Source organism: Haloferax marisrubri, from assembly GCF_001469875.2.
In the GTDB taxonomy this organism is placed as follows: domain Archaea; phylum Halobacteriota; class Halobacteria; order Halobacteriales; family Haloferacaceae; genus Haloferax; species Haloferax marisrubri.
In genome coordinates this window covers 245,957-264,872 of sequence record NZ_LOPW02000005.1, presented here as the reverse complement: position 1 = coordinate 264,872, position 18,916 = coordinate 245,957, and the positions used below count along the sequence as shown (strand labels likewise).

The window sequence follows — 18,916 nt, the reverse complement described above, 5'->3', positions numbered from 1 at the left end:
CATCACGGTCCTTCATGACAGTTGCAGATGTCGTCCCTCTCTCGACGAACGATGCTGAAGAGCCTCGGCGCAACTGGACTCCTACTCGCTGGCGGCGCGACGACCGCGGCGGCACGCCCCGGCGGCGTCGCCGCGGGTGACGCGCGGTTCCGAGTCGGCCACTTCTCGCCCGACGCGCCCCCCGTAGACGTGTACGTGAACGGCGAGCCGTTCCCCGGCCTGCAGGGCGTCCCGTTCGGCGTCCTCTCCGACTACTTCACCGTCCCGGCGGGGACGTATCAGGTCGAGGTCACGCCCGCGGGCGACGCCTCGACGGTCGTCATCGACACCGAGGTCACGCTCCGGCGCAACCGTGATTACACCATCGCGGCGACGGACGTGCTCGACAACATTGCGGCCACCGTGCTCACGGACACGAACCGCCCGGCACCGTACCGGAAGGCCAGAGTCCGCGTCGCCCACTTCTCGCCCGACGCGCCCGAAGTCGACATCGTCGTCAAAGACGGCCCGACGCTGTTTTCGGGGCTGGCGTTCGGCGACGTCTCGCACTACGAGACGGTGCCTGCCGGAACGTACGACCTGCAGGTCGTCCTCTCGTCTGACGGGACGGTCGTGCTCGACGTCCCCGGAGCGACCGTCGCCGGCGGCCGGACCTACACGGTGTTCGCCATCGGGTTCGCCACCGGCGGGTCGCCCGGCTTCAGCGTCCTGCCCGTGGTGGACGCGGTGTCGCCCGCCCGCGACCCGCCGTCCAACGGGAACGTCTGTCGCGTGCGCTGAGTCGATACCGTCCGCCGCCCGCCCGCGCGGGTCGGCGGCGAGAACGCCACATTTTCCGACGAAACTCGGCGAAATTCGACGCCGTTCGACCCGAATTTCACGCCAACGACCGCAAGCCGGCGAGCCGGTTTTCACCCTTCAATACGGCGGCGTGCAGAGCGGTCGGTGTCGCGGGGCGACGGCGGCTCCCCACCAGTCATCGCGCGGACCGCCCGGTCGCGCCGCGACACCCCGCAGACACGCGAACACAACCAATGACACACACCAGACGACGCTTCCTCACGTCCGCCGCCGGAATCGCCGCCGCAACCACCGCCGGTCTCGCCGGCTGTATGGGCACCGCGTCCGCGACGACGGGGACGCTCTCGACCCGCGTGAGCGACAAGCCCGGCGACATCGACGACTTCGAGTCCTGCGTCGTGACGGTCTCGACGGTCCGCGTCAAGCCCGCCGACGGCGAGGCGGAGTCGCTCGACGCGGGCGGCACAGCACTCGACCTCGTCGAGCTACAGGGCGACGCCTCCGCGCTCGTCGAGGAGTTCGAACTGGAGACGGGCACCTACGAGTTCCTGCAGGTCGAGGTGTCGGAGACCGACGCGACCCTCGCGGACGGGTCGTCCGCGACCGTCGAGGTTCCCGGGTCTGCCCCGCTGAAGTTCGAGCGGTCCTTCGAGATTCGCGCCGACGAGACGACCACGTTCACGGCCGACTTCACGCCCGTCGCGGCCGGCAACGCGGGCAAGTACGTCCTCCAGCCCGTCGCCGACGAGGTGACGGTGACGTACGAGTCGGAGGAGACGACGGCGAACGAGACGACGACTGATTCGACCGCCAACGAGACGACGACGAACGAAACGACCTCGTAACGCGGTCGCTCCGACGCGACTGGTCCCGCTGGAGTTCCCGGCCCCGCTTCGATTCGGCCCACACCTGTTCTCCCCGCGTTTTCGACCGTTCGGCCCTCTGCCGACGCCCGCCGCGAGAGTCGAAACCGACCGACAGCGGCGGGAGACTCCGGCCCGCGTTGCCATGGTCGAAACCTCCTTTTGGCGTCCCCGCCGATAGCCGGTGACATGGTTCGGGTCTCGACCGGCGCGCGCATCCACTTCGGCTTCCTCAATCTGAGCCTCGCCCGCGACCGCCTCTACGGCGGCGTGGGCGTCGCGCTCGACGAGCCGCGGGTGGTCGTCGCCGCCGAGCCCGCGTCCGAGGTTCGGTGTCGGCATCCCGCCGCCCGCGAGTACGCCGAGCAGGCGGTCGAACTCCTCGGAGCCGACGGCATCGACCTCTCGGTCGAGCGCGCCCTGCCGCGACACGCCGGCCTCGGGAGCGGGACACAGCTCGCGCTCGCGGTGTTGCGGGCGGTCGCGGCCGCCACCGACCGCGAGGCCGACGTGCGCCGACTCGCCCCCGAGATGGGGCGCGGCGGCCGCTCCGGGGTCGGCGTCGCCACCTTCGAAGCCGGCGGGGCCGTCCTCGACGCGGGACACCCGACCGCGCGCTTCACTACGGACCGACCGGAAGACGGCTCGTGGTCGGTGCCGGCGGTCGCCGCCCGGCACGAGGTACCCGACCGCTGGCGGTTCCTGCTCGTCGTCCCCGACGTCGACCCCGGCCGCAACGGCGCGGCCGAGGAGTCGAGCATGCGCTCCGTCGTCGAGCGCGCGGACGCGCAGACCGGCGACCGAATCGCCGGCATCGTCACGCGACGGCTCCTCCCGGCGCTCGCCGAGGGGTCCGCCGAGCGCTTCGGCGAGGCGGTCGAGTCCGTCGGCCGGCTCAACGGGACGTGGTACGCCGACGAGCAGGGCGGGGTCTACCGGCCGCCGGTCGGCGCGCTCGTCTCGTCGCTGTCGGAGTCGCCCGTCGTCTACGGCGCGGGCCAGTCGTCGTGGGGGCCGACCGTCTACGGCGTCACCGACGCCGACCACGTCGACGAGGCGGTCGAGGCGGGCCGGGCCGCGCTGGCCGACGCCGACATCGACGGCACCGTCTCGGTCGCCCGCGGGCGGAACCGCGGCGCGAGCGTCGAGTGAGCGGAGAGCGCCGCGACAGGGGTTGGTCGGCGAGACAGGCCCGCCGCGCTCCCCGAAACGCCTAACCGACCCGACCGAGTCGGATTCTGTATGTCTCAAATCCCCTTCGGCGTCCCCCGCCTCGACAGCATCATCGGCGGCGGCGCACCCCCGGGGAACGTCGTGCTCCTCGCGGGCGAGTCCGGCGCGGGCGCTCGCGAGTTCCTCTACACGAGCGCGACGATGAACGCCCTCTCGCACACCGACGAGGAGCTGTTCGACCTCCACTACGGCTCGCTCGCGGACACCGCGACGCCGCCGCCGGAGATTCACTACGTCTCCTTTACCGCCGGCGAGGAGTACCTGCGCCGCGAGATGGGCTACACCATGGACGACGAGGTCGTCGAGTCCGCAATCGAACACATCGAGTTCCACGACCTCTCGCCGGAGTACTTCCAACTCAGCCCGATTCCGCGCGAGTGGTACCTCGGCCAGCCGACGAAGTTGGAGGACCTCGGCCACCGACACAACCGCGAGTCCGTGCTCGGCGCGCTGGGAACCACCCTGAGCCAGCACGCCCCCGGCAACCTCGTCGTCATCGACTCCCTGACCGACCTCGTGGCCAGCCAGTCCGACGAGATGACGTGGTCGGACATCGCGATGGTCATCAAGGGACTGGAGAAGGCGTCCTACCAGTGGGGCGGGCTCATCCTCGTGCTCGTGAGCACCGAGGCGCTCTCGAAGACCGAACTCGGCGTCCTCAAGGGTGCGACCGGCGGGACGCTACTGTTCGAGTGGGAGTCCGGCGGGTCGAAACGCGCGCGGACCATGGTCGTCCAGGAGTTTCGCGGCGTGCTCGCCCGACTGGAGAGCGAGAACATCGTGCAGTTCGAGACCGAAATCAACGAGAGCGGCCTCGACGTGAGCGACGTGCGGAAGATTCGCTGAGCGAACGCAGCGCGTCGGGGGCGCGACAGACTGCCGAGAATTCGGGGATAGTTCTTAAGGCTTCGTAGACAAACTGGAAACGAAGATGGAAGGGGAAGACGGAGTGTCGCTGTCAGACGACCTCCGCACGTGGGTCGAGGCGCGCGCCGACGAGGAGGGCGTCGACCCGAAGACGGTGCTCGCACGGGCGCTCGGGACCTACCGGCTCGCCGTGAGCGACGCGGGCGAATCGCTCGACGACGCCGAGGCGGTTCCGGGCCGACTCGACGGGGTCGAAGGCCGCGTCGAGGAACTCGAAGGCGAGCTAGACGAGAAGATATCCGACGTGCGGATGCGCGTCGTGCAGGTCAAACGCGAGGCCGACGAGAAGGCCCCGCGGGACCACGCGCACCCGGAGTTGGACGCCGAACTCGACCGGTTAGCTGACGACGTGCACGCGGTTCGAAAGCGCGTGGCCGACGTGGACGAGCGACTCGACGGCGGCTTCGAGAACTTCGAGGAGATTCTCACCTATCTCGACGAAGCGACCGTGACGCTCGACGAGAACCTCCGAGCGGTCGCGCGAACGCTGTTGGACCTCCGCGGGCGGGCGGCGGACCTCGAAGCCGCCGACCTCGAACGGAAGGCGCTCGCCGAACTCCTCCGCACCGCGAACGCGACCGGCGAGAAGAAAGCGCGGTGCGAGGAGTGCAACGAGACCGTTCACTTGGACCTGCTCGCGGAGCCCCGCTGTCCGTCGTGTCGGTCCCCGTTCCGCGAACTGTCGGCCTCCCCCGGCTTCTTCGGGACGGCGACGCTCCACACCGGCCGGCCGCCCGCGCTGGAGTCGGCCGACACGTCCCGCGCGACCGGCGAGGTGTCCGACCTCCTCGGCGAGGCGATTACCGGCGTGGTCGACGACGAGTCTGTGACCGGCGACGCGGCCGACGGCGACCGATACGCCTCCCGAGAGGAGGAGTCGGCCCAGCAGGGGGCCGCGGCGGGGAGCGAACACGGCGACGACTGAGACCCCACGAGGACGATGACCGACGACAACGACCCCACAGACGACGCGGCGAGAGACGACGCGTTCGCCCTCGGCGACCGCGACGAGCGACGCGAGCGCGACGCCCCGACAGACGACGCACCCGACCCCGAGCGGGATTCGGCGGCGGACCGAGACGGCCGCGGCGGCGACGCCGACGCCGACTCGGCCCCCCTCTCGGACCTCGCGGGGCGCGTGGCCGAGCGCCGCGACCGCTCGCGCGTCACCGACCAGCGCGACGACGTGGACGACCTGTTCGAGTCGGTCGAAGTCGGCGAACTCGACCGCGACGACGTGTGGACGGCGCTCGTCGAAGGCGACGACGACGAGCGGTCGGAGGGCGTCGGCGTCGGAGCCGAGGCCACGCCGGTCGACGACGGCGAGGGCGTCGCGGACCACGTCGTCCCCAAGACCGAGTTCTGCCAGCGTTGCGAGCACTTCGCCGCGCCGCCGGAACTCGCGTGCCACCACGAGGGGACGACCATCGTCGAACTCGAAGACAGCGACCACTTCCGGGTGCGGAACTGCCCGATGGTCGAGAAGGACGACTGACGGCGGCGGCGCGGCGGGTCGGTTCTGGTTTTCCCTCTCCCGACGGCGCGGAGTGACAGTTTCTTTGCCCTCGGTCCGCTACCGGCGGGTATGCAGTTCTGCGACGAGTGCGGTTCGATGATGGTGAGCCAGAACGGCGCGATGACCTGCACGAACGACGACTGCGGGGGGACCGCCGAGCGCGACGAGGACCTCGCGGCGGAGTTCGTCTCCACCGAGGCGCAGTCGGGCGACGAACTCATCGAGACCGAAGAGGGCGCGGAGTTCGAGGGCAAGCCGACCGCGAAGGACGTTCACTGCGACGACTGCGGCCACACGAAAGCGTGGTACACCATCAAGCAGACCGGGTCGGCCGACGAACCGCCGACGCGGTTCTTTAAATGTCAGGAATGTGGGTATCGGTGGCGGGAGTACAACTGAGCGACTGACAGGGTCACAGACTCGTCGTCGACCACGCCGGTAATCGCGTGGCGGGAGTACAACTGAGAGACTGACAAGCCCTATTTTCCGTTCTCACTATCTCCCAAAGGGCCGAATCACCCGTCTCCCAACTCCTCGGCCGTCACCGCACCCGGGCCGACCTCACGCTCGTCCTCGGGGTCGGCCGCGAGCGCGTAGCCGTAGGGGACGAGCAACAGGCTCCCGAACCAGCCGACGATGAGGCCGAGCGTGCCGAAAATCGTGCCGACGAGACCGATTGCGACGGCGTCGGCCGCGACGACGCCGACGGCGAGCGCGACGCTCCAGCCGACGAGCGACTTCCACGACCCGCGGCGGATACAGAAGCCGGCGAACAGGCCGAAAGCGGTCACGACGCCGATACCGGGGACGAGGACGTAGCGCATACCGAGCGACCCGGTGCTGGTGAGTGTCGTCCCCAGCCACATGGCGACGAGGGTTCCGGGGACGACCAGAACGGCGGTTCGGCGGTCCAGCGGGCGGGCGCGGCGTCGAATACGGAACGCGCCGAGGAGGCCGAGGCCGGCGACGGTGTACGCCCAGCCGAGGGGATTGAACAGGAACCCGCCGATGACGGCGAGGAAGTTCCCGATAATCTCGCCCTCGTTCGCGGGATAGACGAGGTAGTGCGCGCCGCCGCGCTCGTAGAGCCCCGGCACGACGAACGTGCTGTTGGTGACGGTGCCGCCGTCGATGGCCTCGCGCACGTCGGCGCTGGCGTTCGCGGCGGGCGACGACGCCGCGGCGGCGACGGTCTCCCAGTCGGTCGGTTCGAGTTCGATGGTCGCGCTGACGGGGTCGCCCGAGACGTTCAGCGAGAACCGATAGTACCGGCCGTCGTAGACCGCGAAATCGGCGTCTTCGTTCACGTCCGAGAGGGTCATGTACGCCTCGGGTTCGATATCGCCGTCGTACCGGCCGGTCCGGGCGGCGGTGGCGACCGGCTCTCGGAGTTGCGTCGTCTCGTTCACCGTCGCGGCGAGGTTGACCACGTCGGCGTCGTAGGAGGCGACGAGGCCGGGCGGCGATTCGGCGGTCACTTCCTCGGCTTCGTACGTCGATTCGAGCGTCGAGGTGGAGGTGGCGACGGCGAACGACTGGCTCAGCGCGACGCCGACGAGGAGGAGGGCGACGACGGCGACGAGTCGCTTGCGGGGGACCATGCAAGCGGCTTCGGAGCCGAGTCAAAAATGTCGTTCGGTCGAATTGTCGTTCGGTCGGGACGACCCCGTCGCTCACTCGACGCCGAGATTCGGGAGGAGGAAGTCGGCGACGGCGGCCGCGACCTTCGCCTCCTGTCCGACGAAGAAGTGGTCGGCCGCGAACTCGACGACCGGTTGGTGGTACTCGCGGGCGCGCTCGACGACGGGTTCCCAGTCGGCGATGTCGTCGCGGGTGCCGTAGACGACCTGCACGGGGACGGGGATGCGGTCGAAGGCGGCGACGGCATCGAGGTCGTCGGCGAGTCGCCCGGCGGGACCGAGCGCGGAGACGGCCCCCACGGCCGCGCCGTCGGCGGCCGCGAGAAGCGCCATCGCGCCGCCGAACGAGAAGCCGAACAGGCCCACGCGGTCGTAGCGCTCCGCGGCCCACTCGACCGCTCGGAGGGTGTCGGCGCGCTCGCCGTAGCCCTCGTCCCACGGGCCGTAATCGAAGCGGAGGCAGTCCGCGCCGCGGGCGGTGAGCGCGTCGCTGACGGCGACGAGGCGGGCGTCACCGCGGTGGCCTTGGTGCTGCGGATGGGGCGGGCAGGCGACGACGACCGTGTCGACTCGGTCCGCCGCGTCGTCAGTACCGTCCGCGCCGTCGTCGCCGGCGCGGTCGAGGGTCGCCCGCACGTCGCGGCCACCGGGCACGAGAATCGTCTCGGTCATAGAGACAGGTTGCGCTGGTGAGGTTTTAAGCCGAACGTCGCGTAGTAATTGGGTATGGGAATTCTCTCTCGCACGTCGTACGTCATCCGGTCGAAGATAAACGCCCTCCTCAACCGTGCGGAGGACCCGACCGAGACGCTCGACTACTCCTACGAGAAGATGCGCGACGAGCTACAGCAGGTCAAACAGGGTATCGCCGACCTGACGACCCAGAAGAAGCGACTGGAGATTCAGAAGCGCCGCCTCGAAGAGAACGTCGAAAAGCACAACGACCAGGCCCGCGAGGCCGTCCAGCAGGACCGCGAGGACCTCGCCCGCAAGGCGCTCGAAAAGAAGCAGGCCAAGATGAGCCAAATCGAGGAGCTGGAGACGCAAATCGCCAGCCTGCAGGAGACGCAGGACCAGCTCGTCAACAAGAAGGACGAACTCCAGAGCCGCATCGAGGAGTTCCGCACGAAAAAGGAGACCATGAAGGCCCGCTACGAGGCCGCCGAGGCGTCGAGCCGCGTCTCCGAGGCGATGTCCGGCGTCGGCGACGAGATGGCCGACGTGGGCCGCGCGCTCGAACGCGCCGAGGAACGCACCGACGAGATGGAGGCCCGCTCCGCCGCGATGGACGAACTCATGGACTCCGGCGCGTTCGACGACGCCCTGTCGGACAAGGACTCTATCGAGCGCGAACTCGAAGCCGGCCGCACCAGCGCCGAAGTCGACACGGAGCTTGAGACGCTCAAAGCCGAGATGGGCAAGTCCTCCGGGTCGTCGTCGAGCGAGAGCGCGGACGACGCCGATGTCGACGTCGAGACCGACGTGGCCGACGAGGAGGTCGAAGCCGAACTGGAAGAACTGAAGAACGAAGACGACTCTTCGTCCTCCTCCTAAGTACGCCCGCCGTCTCAATCTCCCTCGCCGCCTCAACCGCCCCGTCTCCCTACCGCCTCCGCCATCCTGCGATTCGGCCGTCCCTGCGATTAATCGCCAGTACGCACTTGAACCCGCCGCGCGATAGCTTCGGTCATGTCGAACACCGGCGGTCCGTCGGCCGGCGAGCCCGACGACACGATGCGGGAGCGCGGGACGACGAGCCGCGCGAAACTACGCGCCCTTCTCGACGCGGACCGCCGCGTCGTGGCCGCGGCCCCGCTCGTCGTCGTCTTCTGTAGCGTCGTCGTTCTCGGCCAACTTGACCCGACCCCACTTCGGGTCGCCGTCGAGTCCTCGGACCCCATCGAGACGCTCGCGCAGGGCCTTCTCACCGCGATTATCACGGGCGTCACGCTCGTCGTCACCATCAACCAGCTCGTGCTCTCGCGCGAACTCGGCCCGCTGGGCGACCAGCGCGACCGGATGGAGGGGTCGATGCGCTTCCGCGAGGACGTGGCCGACCTGCTGGACGCGCCGGTCGCGCCGCCGGAGCCCTCGGCGTTCCTTCGCGCGCTGGCCGAGGGCATCGCGTCGCGGGCGCGGGCGGTCGAAGACACGCTCGATGCCGATGGTGACGCGAGCGAGAGCGGCGACGCAGACACGAGCGACGCCGACCCGACGACCCGCGTCCGCGAGTTCGCCGAGGAGGTCGAGTCCAACGCCGAGGCGGTCGCCGAGCGACTGGAGGGCCGGCAGTTCGGGACGTTCGAGGTGCTGTCGGCGGCGCTGGACCTGAACTACTCGTGGAAAATCTATCAGGCGGCGCGGCTCCGCCGCGTCCACGACGCCGACCTCTCGTCGGAGACGAAGACGGCGCTGTCGGAGCTTCGCGACGCGCTCGAACTGTTCGGCCCCGCCCGCGAACACGTCAAGACGCTCTACTTCCGGTGGGAACTGGTCGACCTCTCGCGGACGATGTTCTACGCGGCCGTCCCCGCGCTCGTGGCGAGCATCGGTGCGATTCTCTTTCTGGACGACCCGACCACGATTACGGGCGCGACGCTCGGCGTCTCGAACCTGCTTCTCACCGTGGCGTTCGTGGTGGCTGTCTCGCTCGCGCCGTTCGCCGTGCTCGCGGCCGCGGTCCTGCGAATCTCGACGGTCGCCAAGCGGACGCTCTCTATCGGGCCGTTCGTGCTCCGGTCGGAGACCCGCGAAGACGACCTCGACTGGGAGTCCTGAGAGGCGTTCAGCGTCGTCGTCGTCGCCGCATCACCGACGCTGTGCGCCGGTCCCGGAGCGGTCGAGGGCTTCGAGGTCGATTGCGCCGTTCGGCATCGGAACGCCCTCGTAGGGGTCGTCCGCGAGGAGGAGCGAGCCGTCGAGGTCGGCGTAGTCGAGAAGCGGCGCGAGGTGACAGCCCGCCGCGATGGCGGCGTTCGTCTCTATCATGCACCCGAGCATGACCTCCAGCCCGTGGGCGCGGGCGGCGTGGATGGCGCGTTTCGCCTCCGTGAGGCCGCCGCACTTCATCAGTTTGAGGTTCGCGATATCGACGCGGTCGGCGATGCGCGGGATGTCGTCGGCCGTGATGCAGGACTCGTCGGCCGCGATGGGGAGCGCGCCGTGGTCGTAGACGAACTTCAGCCCCTCGTAATCCTCGGCGGGGACCGGCTGTTCGACGAACTCGACGCCGTGGTCGGCGAGGAACTCGGTCATCTCGACGGCCTCGCGGGGCGTCCACGCCTCGTTGGCGTCGACCCGGATGGTCACGCCGGGAGCCTCGTCGCGGACGGCCTCGATAATCGCCCTGTCGCGGTCGGTGCCGAGTTTGACCTTGAGCACGTCGTAGCCGGCCTCGTAGGCCTCCTTGGTCTTCTCGCGCATCGTGTCGAGGTCGTCGAGGCCGACGGTGTACGACGAGGTGGGCGTCCGCGAGGGGTCGAGCCCCCAGAGGCGGTACAGCGGGACGCCGAGGCGCTTGGCCGCGAGGTCGTGGAGGGCGATGCTCACGGCGGTCCGCGCGGCCGGGTTGCGGCGGACCGTCTCGGCCATCTCGCGCTCGATGCGGTCGATGGCGTGGGCGTCGCCGACCTGCTCGACTACCGAGAGCAGGTCGGGAAGGACGGCCTCGACGGTGTCGGCGGTCTCGCCGTAGTGCGACGACGGGGCGGCCGCGCCGACGCCCGTCATGCCGCCTTCGTCCTCGATTCGGACGACGACGTTCTCGGCTTCGGTCTGGACGCCGCGGGCGATGCCGAACGGCTCCGCGAGCGGCATCGAGACGCGCTCGAACTCGGTCGTGAGCATCTAGAACACCTCGTCTACGAGGTCGGCCGAGCCGAACCGGACGGGGTCGACCGCGGGGACGCCGAGTTCGTCGGCGAAGGCGTCGACGGCCTCGGCCGCCTCCACGTCGTCGTCGACGTGGGAGGTGTTGAGCATCCCGGCGACCACGTCGGCTTCGTGGACCGGGTCGGCGAGGTTCTCGTACAGCGAGACGTACTCCGAGAGGTCGGGCAGGGCGAACTCCTCGTAGCCGTGAATCGCCTCGCGGGTGGCCTCGTGACAGAGGACGAGCTTGTCGGCCATCGCGCCGTGGAGGATGCCGCAGGTGACCGCCGAGTATGCCGGGTGGACGATGCTCCCTTGGCCCTCGACGAACAGCACGTCGTGTTCGTCGCCCTTCTCCAGAATCATCTCCTCGACCGCGCCGGCGGTGAAGTCGCTCACGACGCGGTCGACGGGGTTGCCCCAGCCCGCAATCATGATGCCGGTCTGGCCGGTCGGGATGAAGCCCGCGTCGATGCCGCGCTCGCGGGCGGCCTCGACGAGTTCGAGCGTCGCGGTCATCTTGCCGACCGAGCAGTCGGTGCCGACCGTGAGGACGACTTCGGCGTCCACGTCGGCGGACTTGCCCTGCGCGACGCCGAGGTCGTCGTGGGGCTTGCGAACGTCGTTGATGTCGCAGCCGTGTTCGTCGGCGAGGCGGGCGAACTCCTCGTCTTCGGTGAGGAAGTAGTGGAGGCCGGAGATGAGGTCACAGCCGCGTTCGAGGGCGGTGCGAACGTCGTCGCGCCACGTCTCGTCGAACGCGCCGCCGATGGGCGAGATGCCGACGAGGAGGGCGTCGGCGTCGGGCGCGTCGGCCATCGAGGCGACGACGGGCACGTCGGGGAGGTCGCGGCGGTGGTCGGCCGCGGAGGTTCCGGGGTTGTCGCGGTCGAGGACGGCCACCACGTCGTAGTCGGCGTACTTCAGGACGCCCGTGGCGGTCTTCGCGCGGTCGGGGAACTTCTCGTGTGCGAGGACGACGACTCGCTGTGGGTCGTTCATACAGGATGTCACTACGTGCCACCCTAAAAGGTGGGGCGATTCGGCGGCGACTGCCGGGTCATATCGCCGAGTTGTCTGCGAGTATTCGAAGGCGGCCGGGAGAGCAGCCGCGGCGTCGCCGCCGGCTCAGAGCCGGTAGAGCCGCGTGGTCCAGAACTCCCTGGACGCCTCGGCGAGCGCCGCTTCGGGGTCGCCGCTGGCGTCCACGGTGGCGGTCAGCGCGGCCCGCTCGCGGAATTCGCCGAGGACGGTTCGCTCGCCGAGGACGACGAGGTCGGCGTCGTCGCCGGCAACTCCCTCGCCCGCGCCGGAATCGCCGCCGAGGAACTCGTCGAGCACCTCGTGACAGCGGTCGATGTGGTCGTCGATTTGGCCCTCGCGGATGCGCTCGAAGCGAGCCTGCGAGAACCCGCCTTTGGAGTGGGTGGACTTCACGTCGCTCTCGAAGCCCTCGACGAATTCGAGGTCGCCGTCCGTGTAGCGGCCGAGGGCGAACAGGTCGCCGCGGACGAGGGCGACGACGGTGGTCTCGGTCGGGTGGAACCACGCCGGGTCGAGGTCGAATCCGTCGCTCCAGGCGTCGAAGCCGTCGGGTTGACGAGGCGGGGAGAGCGCGACGCTCACCAGTCCGGCGTCGTCGGTGAGCGCGACGCAGGGCGCGGCCCGGCGGACGAGCGGGGCGCGGTCGCCGAAGGCGGACTCGGCGGCCGAGGGAAGCGAGCGGTCGTCGGAGACGGCGGCGGTGAGCGCGCCCTCCGCGTCGGTCGAAAGCGAGTCGAGGCGGGACAGCACCTCGCGGAGGCGGTCGCCGCGGAGGTCCTCGGTCCCGCGGAAGTCGAGGGAGTCGTCGTCGCCCGAGAGGCGCTCCACGCGGTCTTCGAGTTCGGTGACGCGGTCTTCGAGGCGGTTGACCTCCTTCTCGGCTTCCTGTCGCGCGCGGGCCGCCTCCTTTCGGCGGTCCGACTCGCCCTCCAGACGCCCGGCTAACGCGTCGCGTTCGTCTTCCAACTCGGCGATGCGCGCTTTGAGTTCGGCTCGACCCAACAACTCGTCCAGCATACACGGACGCGTGCGGGCCGACCACTTGAGCGTTCGGACGCGAGGCGAGCGTCTTACGCCAGCCTGTCGTCCGGACGGTCCGGGCCGGGGCCGTCGGTTCCGCCCGGAGTGCCGGGCGAGAGGGCGTCGAGGTCGTAGCCGGCGTACCGGAGCAGCTCGGCCGCTCGCGGGGCGTCGGCGAGGAGCACCGGTCTGTCGTCCGGGAGCGCGTCGGAGTCCACGGCGTCTCGGGGGAGCGCAAGGGTCCCCGAGGGGACGCCGTCGTCGCCGACGACCGGGAAGTGGGCCGTATCGAGTTTCATCACGAGCGGGTAGTCGACTCGCTCGACGCCGCGGCCGTCGGTGTAGACGCACTCGTTGAGTCGCTCGTGTTCCGTTCGGTGAATCGCCGCCTCGGTCCCGTCGTACGGTTCGACGTACAATCGGCCGAGGAAGTAACTGCTGGAAAAGCGTTCGAACATCTGTGCGTGTGAATGTCAACCACGAAACGGGATAAGCCTTGTCGGAACCATTTATATCGACACGCAATTCCACCGTCGAGAATCGGGGACGGGAGTCGACACCGGCAGACGAGAGCGGGGCTCCGGTGGGAGAGAATCGGTCGTGAAAACGGGCGTCGCGTCTCGCTCGCTTCGGGAGCGCGGTTTCGGCGGGTCGAAGGTGCGGTTACGGGCGTTACGGGCGTTCAGTCGTCGCCCCGGGTCGCCGCGGTCATCGACCAGACGGCGACGAGGCCGAGCGCGAGCGCCGGGAGCATCGGCAGGGCCAGCATGGCCGCGAGGTACGGCAGGCCGGCCATCGCCGGGAGCGACGGCACGAGGTACACCGCGCCGGGGATGACGAGGAAACAGAGCGCGACGACGCCGACGAGCACCCAGCCGCGGCTCCCGAAGCCGGTCGCCTCCGGCTCCGAGCTACCGCCGCCGACGGCGACGCCGTCCGGCCGGTGGACGTAGGTGTCGGACTCGGCGGTCGCGTCGTCCCGAGCCGTGGTGTCAGAGCTCACTATCTGGGATTACGACCACCTTGCCAAAGCCCTGTCGCTCCTCGATGAGTTCGTGCGCGCGGTCGATTTCGCTCATGGGAAGCGTCTCGCGGATGCGGGGTTCGAAGGTGCCGTCCCAGACGAGGTCGAGCACCTCGTCGGCCTCGCCGGGCGTCGCCATCGTCGAGCCGATGACCGAGAGCTGGTTCCAGAAGATGTAGTTGAGGCCCGCGCCCGGGTCGGGGCCGGTGGTCGCTCCGCAGGTGACGACGCGGCCGCCCTTGACGAGGCTCTTGAGCGACTGCTTGTAGGTGGCCTCGCCGATGTGGTCGACCACCATATCGACGCCGCGGCCGTCCGTGAGCTTCCGAATCTCCTTCGAGAAGTCGTCTTCCTCGTAGTTGATGACGTGGTCCGCGCCGCACTCTTTCGCGTACTCCAGTTTCTCGTCGGTGGAGGCGGTCGCGTACACTTCCGCGCCCGCGTAGTCGGCGATTTGGACGGCCGCGTGGCCGACGCCGCCGGACGCGCCGAGGACGAGCACCTTCTCGCCGGGGCGCAGTTCGCCGCGGTCGACGAGCATCCGCCACGCGGTCTGGAAGACGAGCGACGCGGAGCCGGCGACCTCCCACGGCACGTCCTCGGGGACGGGCACGAGGTTCTCCTCGGGAATCGCCGCGAACTCGGCGTGGACGCCGCGGACGTGCTCGCCGATGATGTGGAAGTCCGGCGCGAGCGTCGGGTCGCCCTTCCGGGAGAACTCGTCGCCGCCGCCGGCGACGCCCGCGATGAGCGCGACGTGGTCGCCCGCCTCGAACCGGGTCACGCGCTCGCCGACCTCGGTGACGACGCCGGCCATGTCGCTGCCGGGGATATGCGGCATCTCCAACTCGACGCCCGGAAGCCCCCGTCGCGTCCAGATATCGAGGTGGTTGAGCGAAGCCGCCTTCACGTCGACGAGCACCTCGTCGGGGCCGACCTCCGGGTCCGGGAAGTCGCCGTATTCGAGGACGTCTCGGTCGCCGTGCTCCGTGAATTGGACCGCTTTCATCTCGACTCCACCGAGGAAGGGCAGGAACTAAAGTGTGGGTTTACGCCAATTGTCTTTCCTCTTTTTCGACATACAACGAACACCGCAGGTTCCAAAACCTATCGGTGCGAAGATATATACGACGCAGGGTTCCCAACACAGTCGGGTTTGGTAGTCGCGCACGCCGAGGGGTGCTCGGCGGGCCGAACGGTCGGGGCCGACGGTCGTCGGGTCCTGCTCGAAGGAGAATCACGTACGTGAACAGAGACGAGACTTCAGCACAGCTCTCGCGCCTGCTCGTGAGGCGGTCGTCGTTCGTCCGGTCGCTCGCGGAGCGACCGCGAGACAAGCGCGAGCTCGCCGACGACCTCGACACGTCGCGTTCGACGGTCGACCGCGTCGTCCGCGACCTGCTCGACGCCGGGGTCGTCGAGCGCGTCGAGGGTCGGTATCAACTGACCTGCGTCGGCCGGTGCGCGCTCGGCGCGTACGACGAGTGTCTCGACTCCCTCCGCGGCGTCCACGCGGGACGTGACCTCCTGTCGATGCTGCCGGCCGACGCGCCCTTAGAGCTCGCGTTCCTGACGGGTGCGACGGTTCACACGTCGAGTCCGAACATCCCGGACAGCGCGATTCGGGAGCTGTTTTCGAGCATCGAGAGCGCGGAGCATGTCTACGGCGTCGCCCCGGTCGCGCTCGTCGGCCAGCTCCGCCCGTTCTACGAGACGGCGACGGCCGGCGGGACCGTCGTCGAGATGATAATCGACGACGAGCTGTTCGACCGACTCGTCGCCGTCCCCACGTCCCGCGCGGTCATCGTCGACCAGATTCGACACGAGTCGGTGACGCTCTACCGAGGTAAGGTCCCGTTCCGGTTCGGCCTCTGGGCGACGGAATCGGAGGCGGGCGTCGTCGTCTACACCGACACCGGCGTCGGCGGGGTCGCCCGCAACGACACGGAAGACGCCGTCGAGTGGGCCAACGGGCAGTTCGAGACGCTCCGCGAGAACGCGGAACGCCTGACGCTCGACTCGCTCGACGAAGCGGACGAACGCCTCGGCGACGGGTGAGCCGAACGCCTTGACGGCCCGGCACCCGGCCGGTCGCCGCGGTTCGACGACCGTCGGGCCGACGCGGGAATTTTATCGCCAGACGACGAAGCCGCGGCCGTGAGCGACCACGACCATCACGACGGGGCCGACGACCACGGCCACGACCACCACGGCGAGGGCGACGGCAGTCACGGCCACCACCACGGAGACGACGACCACAGCCACGGCCACGACCACGACCATCACCACCACGACATCGACGACCTCGAAGCGGCGGTGCTGACGATTTCGTCCACCCGCGACGTGGACGACGACCCGGCGGGCGACGCGGTAGCGGAACTGCTCCGAGAGGCCGGACACTCGGTGTCGGTCCGGCGGGTCGTCGACGACGACTACGACGAGATTCAGACCGCGGTCGCGCGGATGGCCGACCGCGGCGACGTGGACGTGACGGTCACGACCGGCGGGACGGGCGTCACGCCCGACGACCGAACCGTCGAGGCGGCGACGCAGTTGTTCGAGAAGACGCTTCCGGGGTTCGGCGAACTGTTCCGACGGCTCTCGTACGACGACATCGGCACCAAGGTCGTCGGCACCCGCGCGACCGCCGGCGTCGTCGACGGGATGCCGACGTTCTGTCTGCCGGGGAGCGAGAACGCCGCCCGTCTCGGGACCGCGGAGATAATCGTGCCCGAAGCACCGCATCTCACCGGATTGGCGCGACGCGACGCGGAGTAGGAAAACGCCCACAGAACCGAGGGTCGTCGGGCGAATCCGACTGCAACGTCTGCCCAGTCGCGGCCATTTAAGTTCGCGCACACGCTCCGAAGAGGTATGAGCCAGCAGTCCCCACGCGAGGAGGACCCGGACGACGTGTTCTCCAGCGGTAAGGACCCGAACCTCCGAAGTACGGAGGTCACAGAGGGTCCCGACAAGGCCCCGCACCGTGCGATGTTCCGCGCCATGGGCTTCGACGACGAGGACTTCTCGTCGCCGATGGTCGGCGTGCCGAACCCCGCCGCCGACATCACCCCGTGTAACGTCCACCTCGACGACGTTGCCGACGCCGCCATCGAGGGCATCGACGCCGCGGGCGGGATGCCCATCGAGTTCGGGACCGTCACCATCTCCGACGCCATCTCCATGGGGACAGAAGGCATGAAGGCCTCGCTCATCTCCCGCGAGGTCATCGCCGACTCCGTCGAACTCGTCTCCTTCGGCGAGCGCATGGACGCGCTCGTCACCGTCGCCGGCTGTGACAAGAACCTCCCCGGGATGATGATGGCAGCCATCCGAACGGACCTGCCCTCCGTCTTCCTCTACGGCGGCTCCATCATGCCCGGACAGCACGAGGGCCGCGAGGTGACCGTCCAGAACGTCTTCGAGGGCGTCGGCACCTACGCCGAAGGCGACATGAGCGCCGACGAACTCGACGACCTCGAACGCCACGCCTGCCCCGGCGCGGGCTCCTGCGGCGGGATGTTCACCGCCAACACGATGGCCTCCATCTCCGAGGCGCTCGGACTGGCCCCGCTCGGGTCCGCGTCCGCGCCCGCCGAGTCCGACGAGCGCTACGAGAACGCCCGCCGCGCCGGCGAGGTCGTCCTCGACTGCGTGGAGAACGACCGCCGCCCCTCCGACATCCTCACGAAGAAGTCCTTCGAGAACGCCATCACGCTCCAGGTCGCCACCGGCGGGTCGACCAACGCCGTGCTCCACCTGCTCGCGCTGGCCGCCGAGGCCGGCGTCGACCTCGACATCGAGGAGTTCGACGAGATCTCCCGGCGCACGCCGAAAATCGCCAACCTCCAGCCCGGCGGCACGCGCGTCATGAACGACCTCCACGAAATCGGCGGCATCCCGGTCGTCATCCGCCGTCTCGTCGAGGCCGGCCTGTTCCACGGCGACGCGATGACCGTCACCGGCCGCACCATCGCCGAGGAACTCGACCACCTCGACCTCCCGGACGACGACGGCCTCGAAGCGGACTTCCTCTACACGGTCGACGAGCCGTATCAGGAGGAGGGCGCAATCAAGATTCTCACCGGCAACCTCGCGCCCGACGGCGCGGTCCTGAAGGTCACCGGCGACGACGCCTTCCACCACACCGGCCCCGCCCGCGTCTTCGAGAACGAAGAGGACGCGATGCGCTACGTGCAGGAGGGCCACATCGAGGAAGGCGACGTCATCGCCATCCGCAACGAGGGACCGCGTGGCGGCCCCGGCATGCGCGAGATGCTCGGCGTCACCGCCGCCGTCGTCGGACAGGGCCACGAGGACGACGTGGCGCTTCTCACCGACGGTCGGTTCTCCGGCGCGACGCGCGGCCCGATGGTCGGCCACGTCGCCCCCGAGGCGACCGAGGGCGGCCCCATCGGCCTCCTCGAAGACGGCGACGAGGTGACCGTCGACATCCCGAACCGCGAGCTCTCTGTGGACCTCTCTGACGAGGAACTCGAAGCGCGGAAGGAAGACTGGGAACCCAAGCCGCCGGCGTACACCTCCGGCGTGCTGGCGAAGTACGCCCGCGACTTCGGCTCCGCCGCGAACGGCGCGGTGACGAACCCGGCGCTCACGCGCGACGAATAGAGACGAAGAGACGAGTCGCCGCGGCGTCTCCCGCGACGCGGACGCCGTCGTCCGTCGTCAAAGCAGGTGTACGCCGGACGCCCGGTACAGGGCGAGTACCCCGATTCCGAGCGCGGTTCCGACCGGAATCAGCAGAATCACTTTTCGCGGCTGTTCGGTGAACCCGTAGACGCACAAGCCGAACGGGACGGCGACCAACACGTCTACCGTCCACGCCGGGAGAGCGGGCGAGAGCCCCGACCACGGAACCAAAAAGAGGAGTCCAGCGCCGCCGAAGAACGCGATGATTCGGTTCCACCGCCACGATGCGAACTGCACGGCGCAACCGACAGTCGCAACCGAATTGACA

At 69.2% G+C, this 18,916-nt stretch carries 21 protein-coding genes; 12 read left to right on the top strand and 9 right to left on the bottom strand.

Annotated features, from left to right (window positions below; translation table 11 throughout):
• The first annotated feature begins 51 nt into the window (after positions 1–51).
• From AUR65_RS05820 to AUR65_RS05790, 7 genes are all read left to right on the top strand, one after another.
• On the top strand, positions 52–780 hold the full coding sequence (locus tag AUR65_RS05820) for a DUF4397 domain-containing protein (RefSeq protein ID WP_058569143.1): 729 nt from the start codon (positions 52–54) through the stop codon (positions 778–780).
• Positions 781–1,034: 254 nt separating this feature from the next.
• Positions 1,035–1,646: a DUF4382 domain-containing protein gene (locus tag AUR65_RS05815; RefSeq protein ID WP_058569112.1), complete on the top strand. Its 612-nt coding sequence runs from the start codon at positions 1,035–1,037 to the stop codon at positions 1,644–1,646.
• A 207-nt stretch (positions 1,647–1,853) separates the two neighbouring features.
• Positions 1,854–2,816: a beta-ribofuranosylaminobenzene 5'-phosphate synthase family protein gene (locus tag AUR65_RS05810; protein WP_058569111.1), complete on the top strand. Its 963-nt coding sequence runs from the start codon at positions 1,854–1,856 to the stop codon at positions 2,814–2,816.
• A gap of 90 nt (positions 2,817–2,906) precedes the next feature.
• Positions 2,907–3,743, top strand: a complete 837-nt coding sequence (locus AUR65_RS05805; protein ID WP_058569110.1) for an RAD55 family ATPase — start codon at positions 2,907–2,909, stop codon at positions 3,741–3,743.
• An 85-nt stretch (positions 3,744–3,828) separates the two neighbouring features.
• On the top strand, positions 3,829–4,749 hold the full coding sequence (locus AUR65_RS05800) for a hypothetical protein (RefSeq protein ID WP_058569109.1): 921 nt from the start codon (positions 3,829–3,831) through the stop codon (positions 4,747–4,749).
• 15 nt (positions 4,750–4,764) lie between these two features.
• Entirely contained in the window at positions 4,765–5,319 is a 555-nt protein-coding gene (locus AUR65_RS05795; protein WP_058569108.1) for a hypothetical protein, read from the top strand.
• A 90-nt stretch (positions 5,320–5,409) separates the two neighbouring features.
• Positions 5,410–5,739, top strand: coding sequence for a transcription factor S (locus AUR65_RS05790; protein WP_058569107.1), 330 nt, complete (start codon positions 5,410–5,412; stop codon positions 5,737–5,739).
• Between the two features lie 116 nt (positions 5,740–5,855).
• Here AUR65_RS05790 and AUR65_RS05785 read toward each other — a convergent pair whose 3' ends face one another.
• Entirely contained in the window at positions 5,856–6,941 is a 1,086-nt protein-coding gene (locus AUR65_RS05785) for a hypothetical protein (protein ID WP_058569106.1), read from the bottom strand.
• Between the two features lie 72 nt (positions 6,942–7,013).
• Positions 7,014–7,652 carry a dienelactone hydrolase family protein gene (locus AUR65_RS05780; RefSeq protein ID WP_058569105.1) on the bottom strand — a complete coding sequence of 213 codons (639 nt, stop codon included), beginning with the start codon at positions 7,650–7,652 and terminating at the stop codon, positions 7,014–7,016.
• Between the two features lie 54 nt (positions 7,653–7,706).
• Here AUR65_RS05780 and AUR65_RS05775 point away from each other — a divergent pair, with 54 nt between their 5' ends.
• Complete coding sequence (locus tag AUR65_RS05775) at positions 7,707–8,534, top strand: PspA/IM30 family protein (RefSeq protein WP_058569104.1); 828 nt, start codon at positions 7,707–7,709, stop codon at positions 8,532–8,534.
• 135 nt (positions 8,535–8,669) lie between these two features.
• Positions 8,670–9,758 carry a hypothetical protein gene (locus AUR65_RS05770; RefSeq protein ID WP_058569103.1) on the top strand — a complete coding sequence of 363 codons (1,089 nt, stop codon included), beginning with the start codon at positions 8,670–8,672 and terminating at the stop codon, positions 9,756–9,758.
• Positions 9,759–9,788: 30 nt separating this feature from the next.
• Here the strand turns inward: AUR65_RS05770 and AUR65_RS05765 are convergent, their stop codons facing one another.
• The 6 genes from AUR65_RS05765 to AUR65_RS05740 all read right to left on the bottom strand — a co-directional run bounded on the left by AUR65_RS05765 (position 9,789) and on the right by AUR65_RS05740 (position 14,947).
• Positions 9,789–10,826 (bottom strand): dipeptide epimerase, encoded by a 1,038-nt coding sequence (locus tag AUR65_RS05765; RefSeq protein ID WP_058569102.1) that lies wholly within the window; start codon positions 10,824–10,826, stop codon positions 9,789–9,791.
• Positions 10,827–11,852, bottom strand: coding sequence for a DUF1611 domain-containing protein (locus AUR65_RS05760; protein WP_058569101.1), 1,026 nt, complete (start codon positions 11,850–11,852; stop codon positions 10,827–10,829).
• A gap of 126 nt (positions 11,853–11,978) precedes the next feature.
• Entirely contained in the window at positions 11,979–12,911 is a 933-nt protein-coding gene (locus AUR65_RS05755) for a Vms1/Ankzf1 family peptidyl-tRNA hydrolase (RefSeq protein ID WP_058569100.1), read from the bottom strand.
• 53 nt (positions 12,912–12,964) lie between these two features.
• Positions 12,965–13,372 carry a DUF5802 family protein gene (locus AUR65_RS05750; protein WP_058569099.1) on the bottom strand — a complete coding sequence of 136 codons (408 nt, stop codon included), beginning with the start codon at positions 13,370–13,372 and terminating at the stop codon, positions 12,965–12,967.
• 224 nt (positions 13,373–13,596) lie between these two features.
• Entirely contained in the window at positions 13,597–13,917 is a 321-nt protein-coding gene (locus AUR65_RS05745) for a hypothetical protein (RefSeq protein ID WP_058569098.1), read from the bottom strand.
• The gene (locus AUR65_RS05740; protein ID WP_058569097.1) at positions 13,907–14,947 is read right to left on the bottom strand and encodes a zinc-binding dehydrogenase; all 1,041 of its coding nucleotides are present in this window, start codon (positions 14,945–14,947) and stop codon (positions 13,907–13,909) included. The genes AUR65_RS05745 and AUR65_RS05740 overlap by 11 nt, the downstream gene beginning before the upstream one ends.
• Before the next feature lie 236 nt (positions 14,948–15,183).
• On the opposite strand from AUR65_RS05740, the gene AUR65_RS05735 reads away from it, so the two are divergent.
• The 3 genes from AUR65_RS05735 (at position 15,184) to ilvD (ending at position 18,567) form a co-directional block, all read left to right on the top strand.
• Positions 15,184–15,996, top strand: a complete 813-nt coding sequence (locus AUR65_RS05735) for a helix-turn-helix transcriptional regulator (protein ID WP_058569096.1) — start codon at positions 15,184–15,186, stop codon at positions 15,994–15,996.
• 99 nt (positions 15,997–16,095) lie between these two features.
• Complete coding sequence (locus AUR65_RS05730; RefSeq protein WP_058569095.1) at positions 16,096–16,716, top strand: MogA/MoaB family molybdenum cofactor biosynthesis protein; 621 nt, start codon at positions 16,096–16,098, stop codon at positions 16,714–16,716.
• 96 nt (positions 16,717–16,812) lie between these two features.
• Positions 16,813–18,567, top strand: a complete 1,755-nt coding sequence (gene ilvD / locus AUR65_RS05725; RefSeq protein WP_058569094.1) for a dihydroxy-acid dehydratase — start codon at positions 16,813–16,815, stop codon at positions 18,565–18,567.
• Positions 18,568–18,624: 57 nt separating this feature from the next.
• Here ilvD and AUR65_RS05720 read toward each other — a convergent pair whose 3' ends face one another.
• Positions 18,625–18,885, bottom strand: coding sequence for a hypothetical protein (locus tag AUR65_RS05720; RefSeq protein WP_058569093.1), 261 nt, complete (start codon positions 18,883–18,885; stop codon positions 18,625–18,627).
• Between the last annotated feature and the right edge of the window lie 31 nt (positions 18,886–18,916).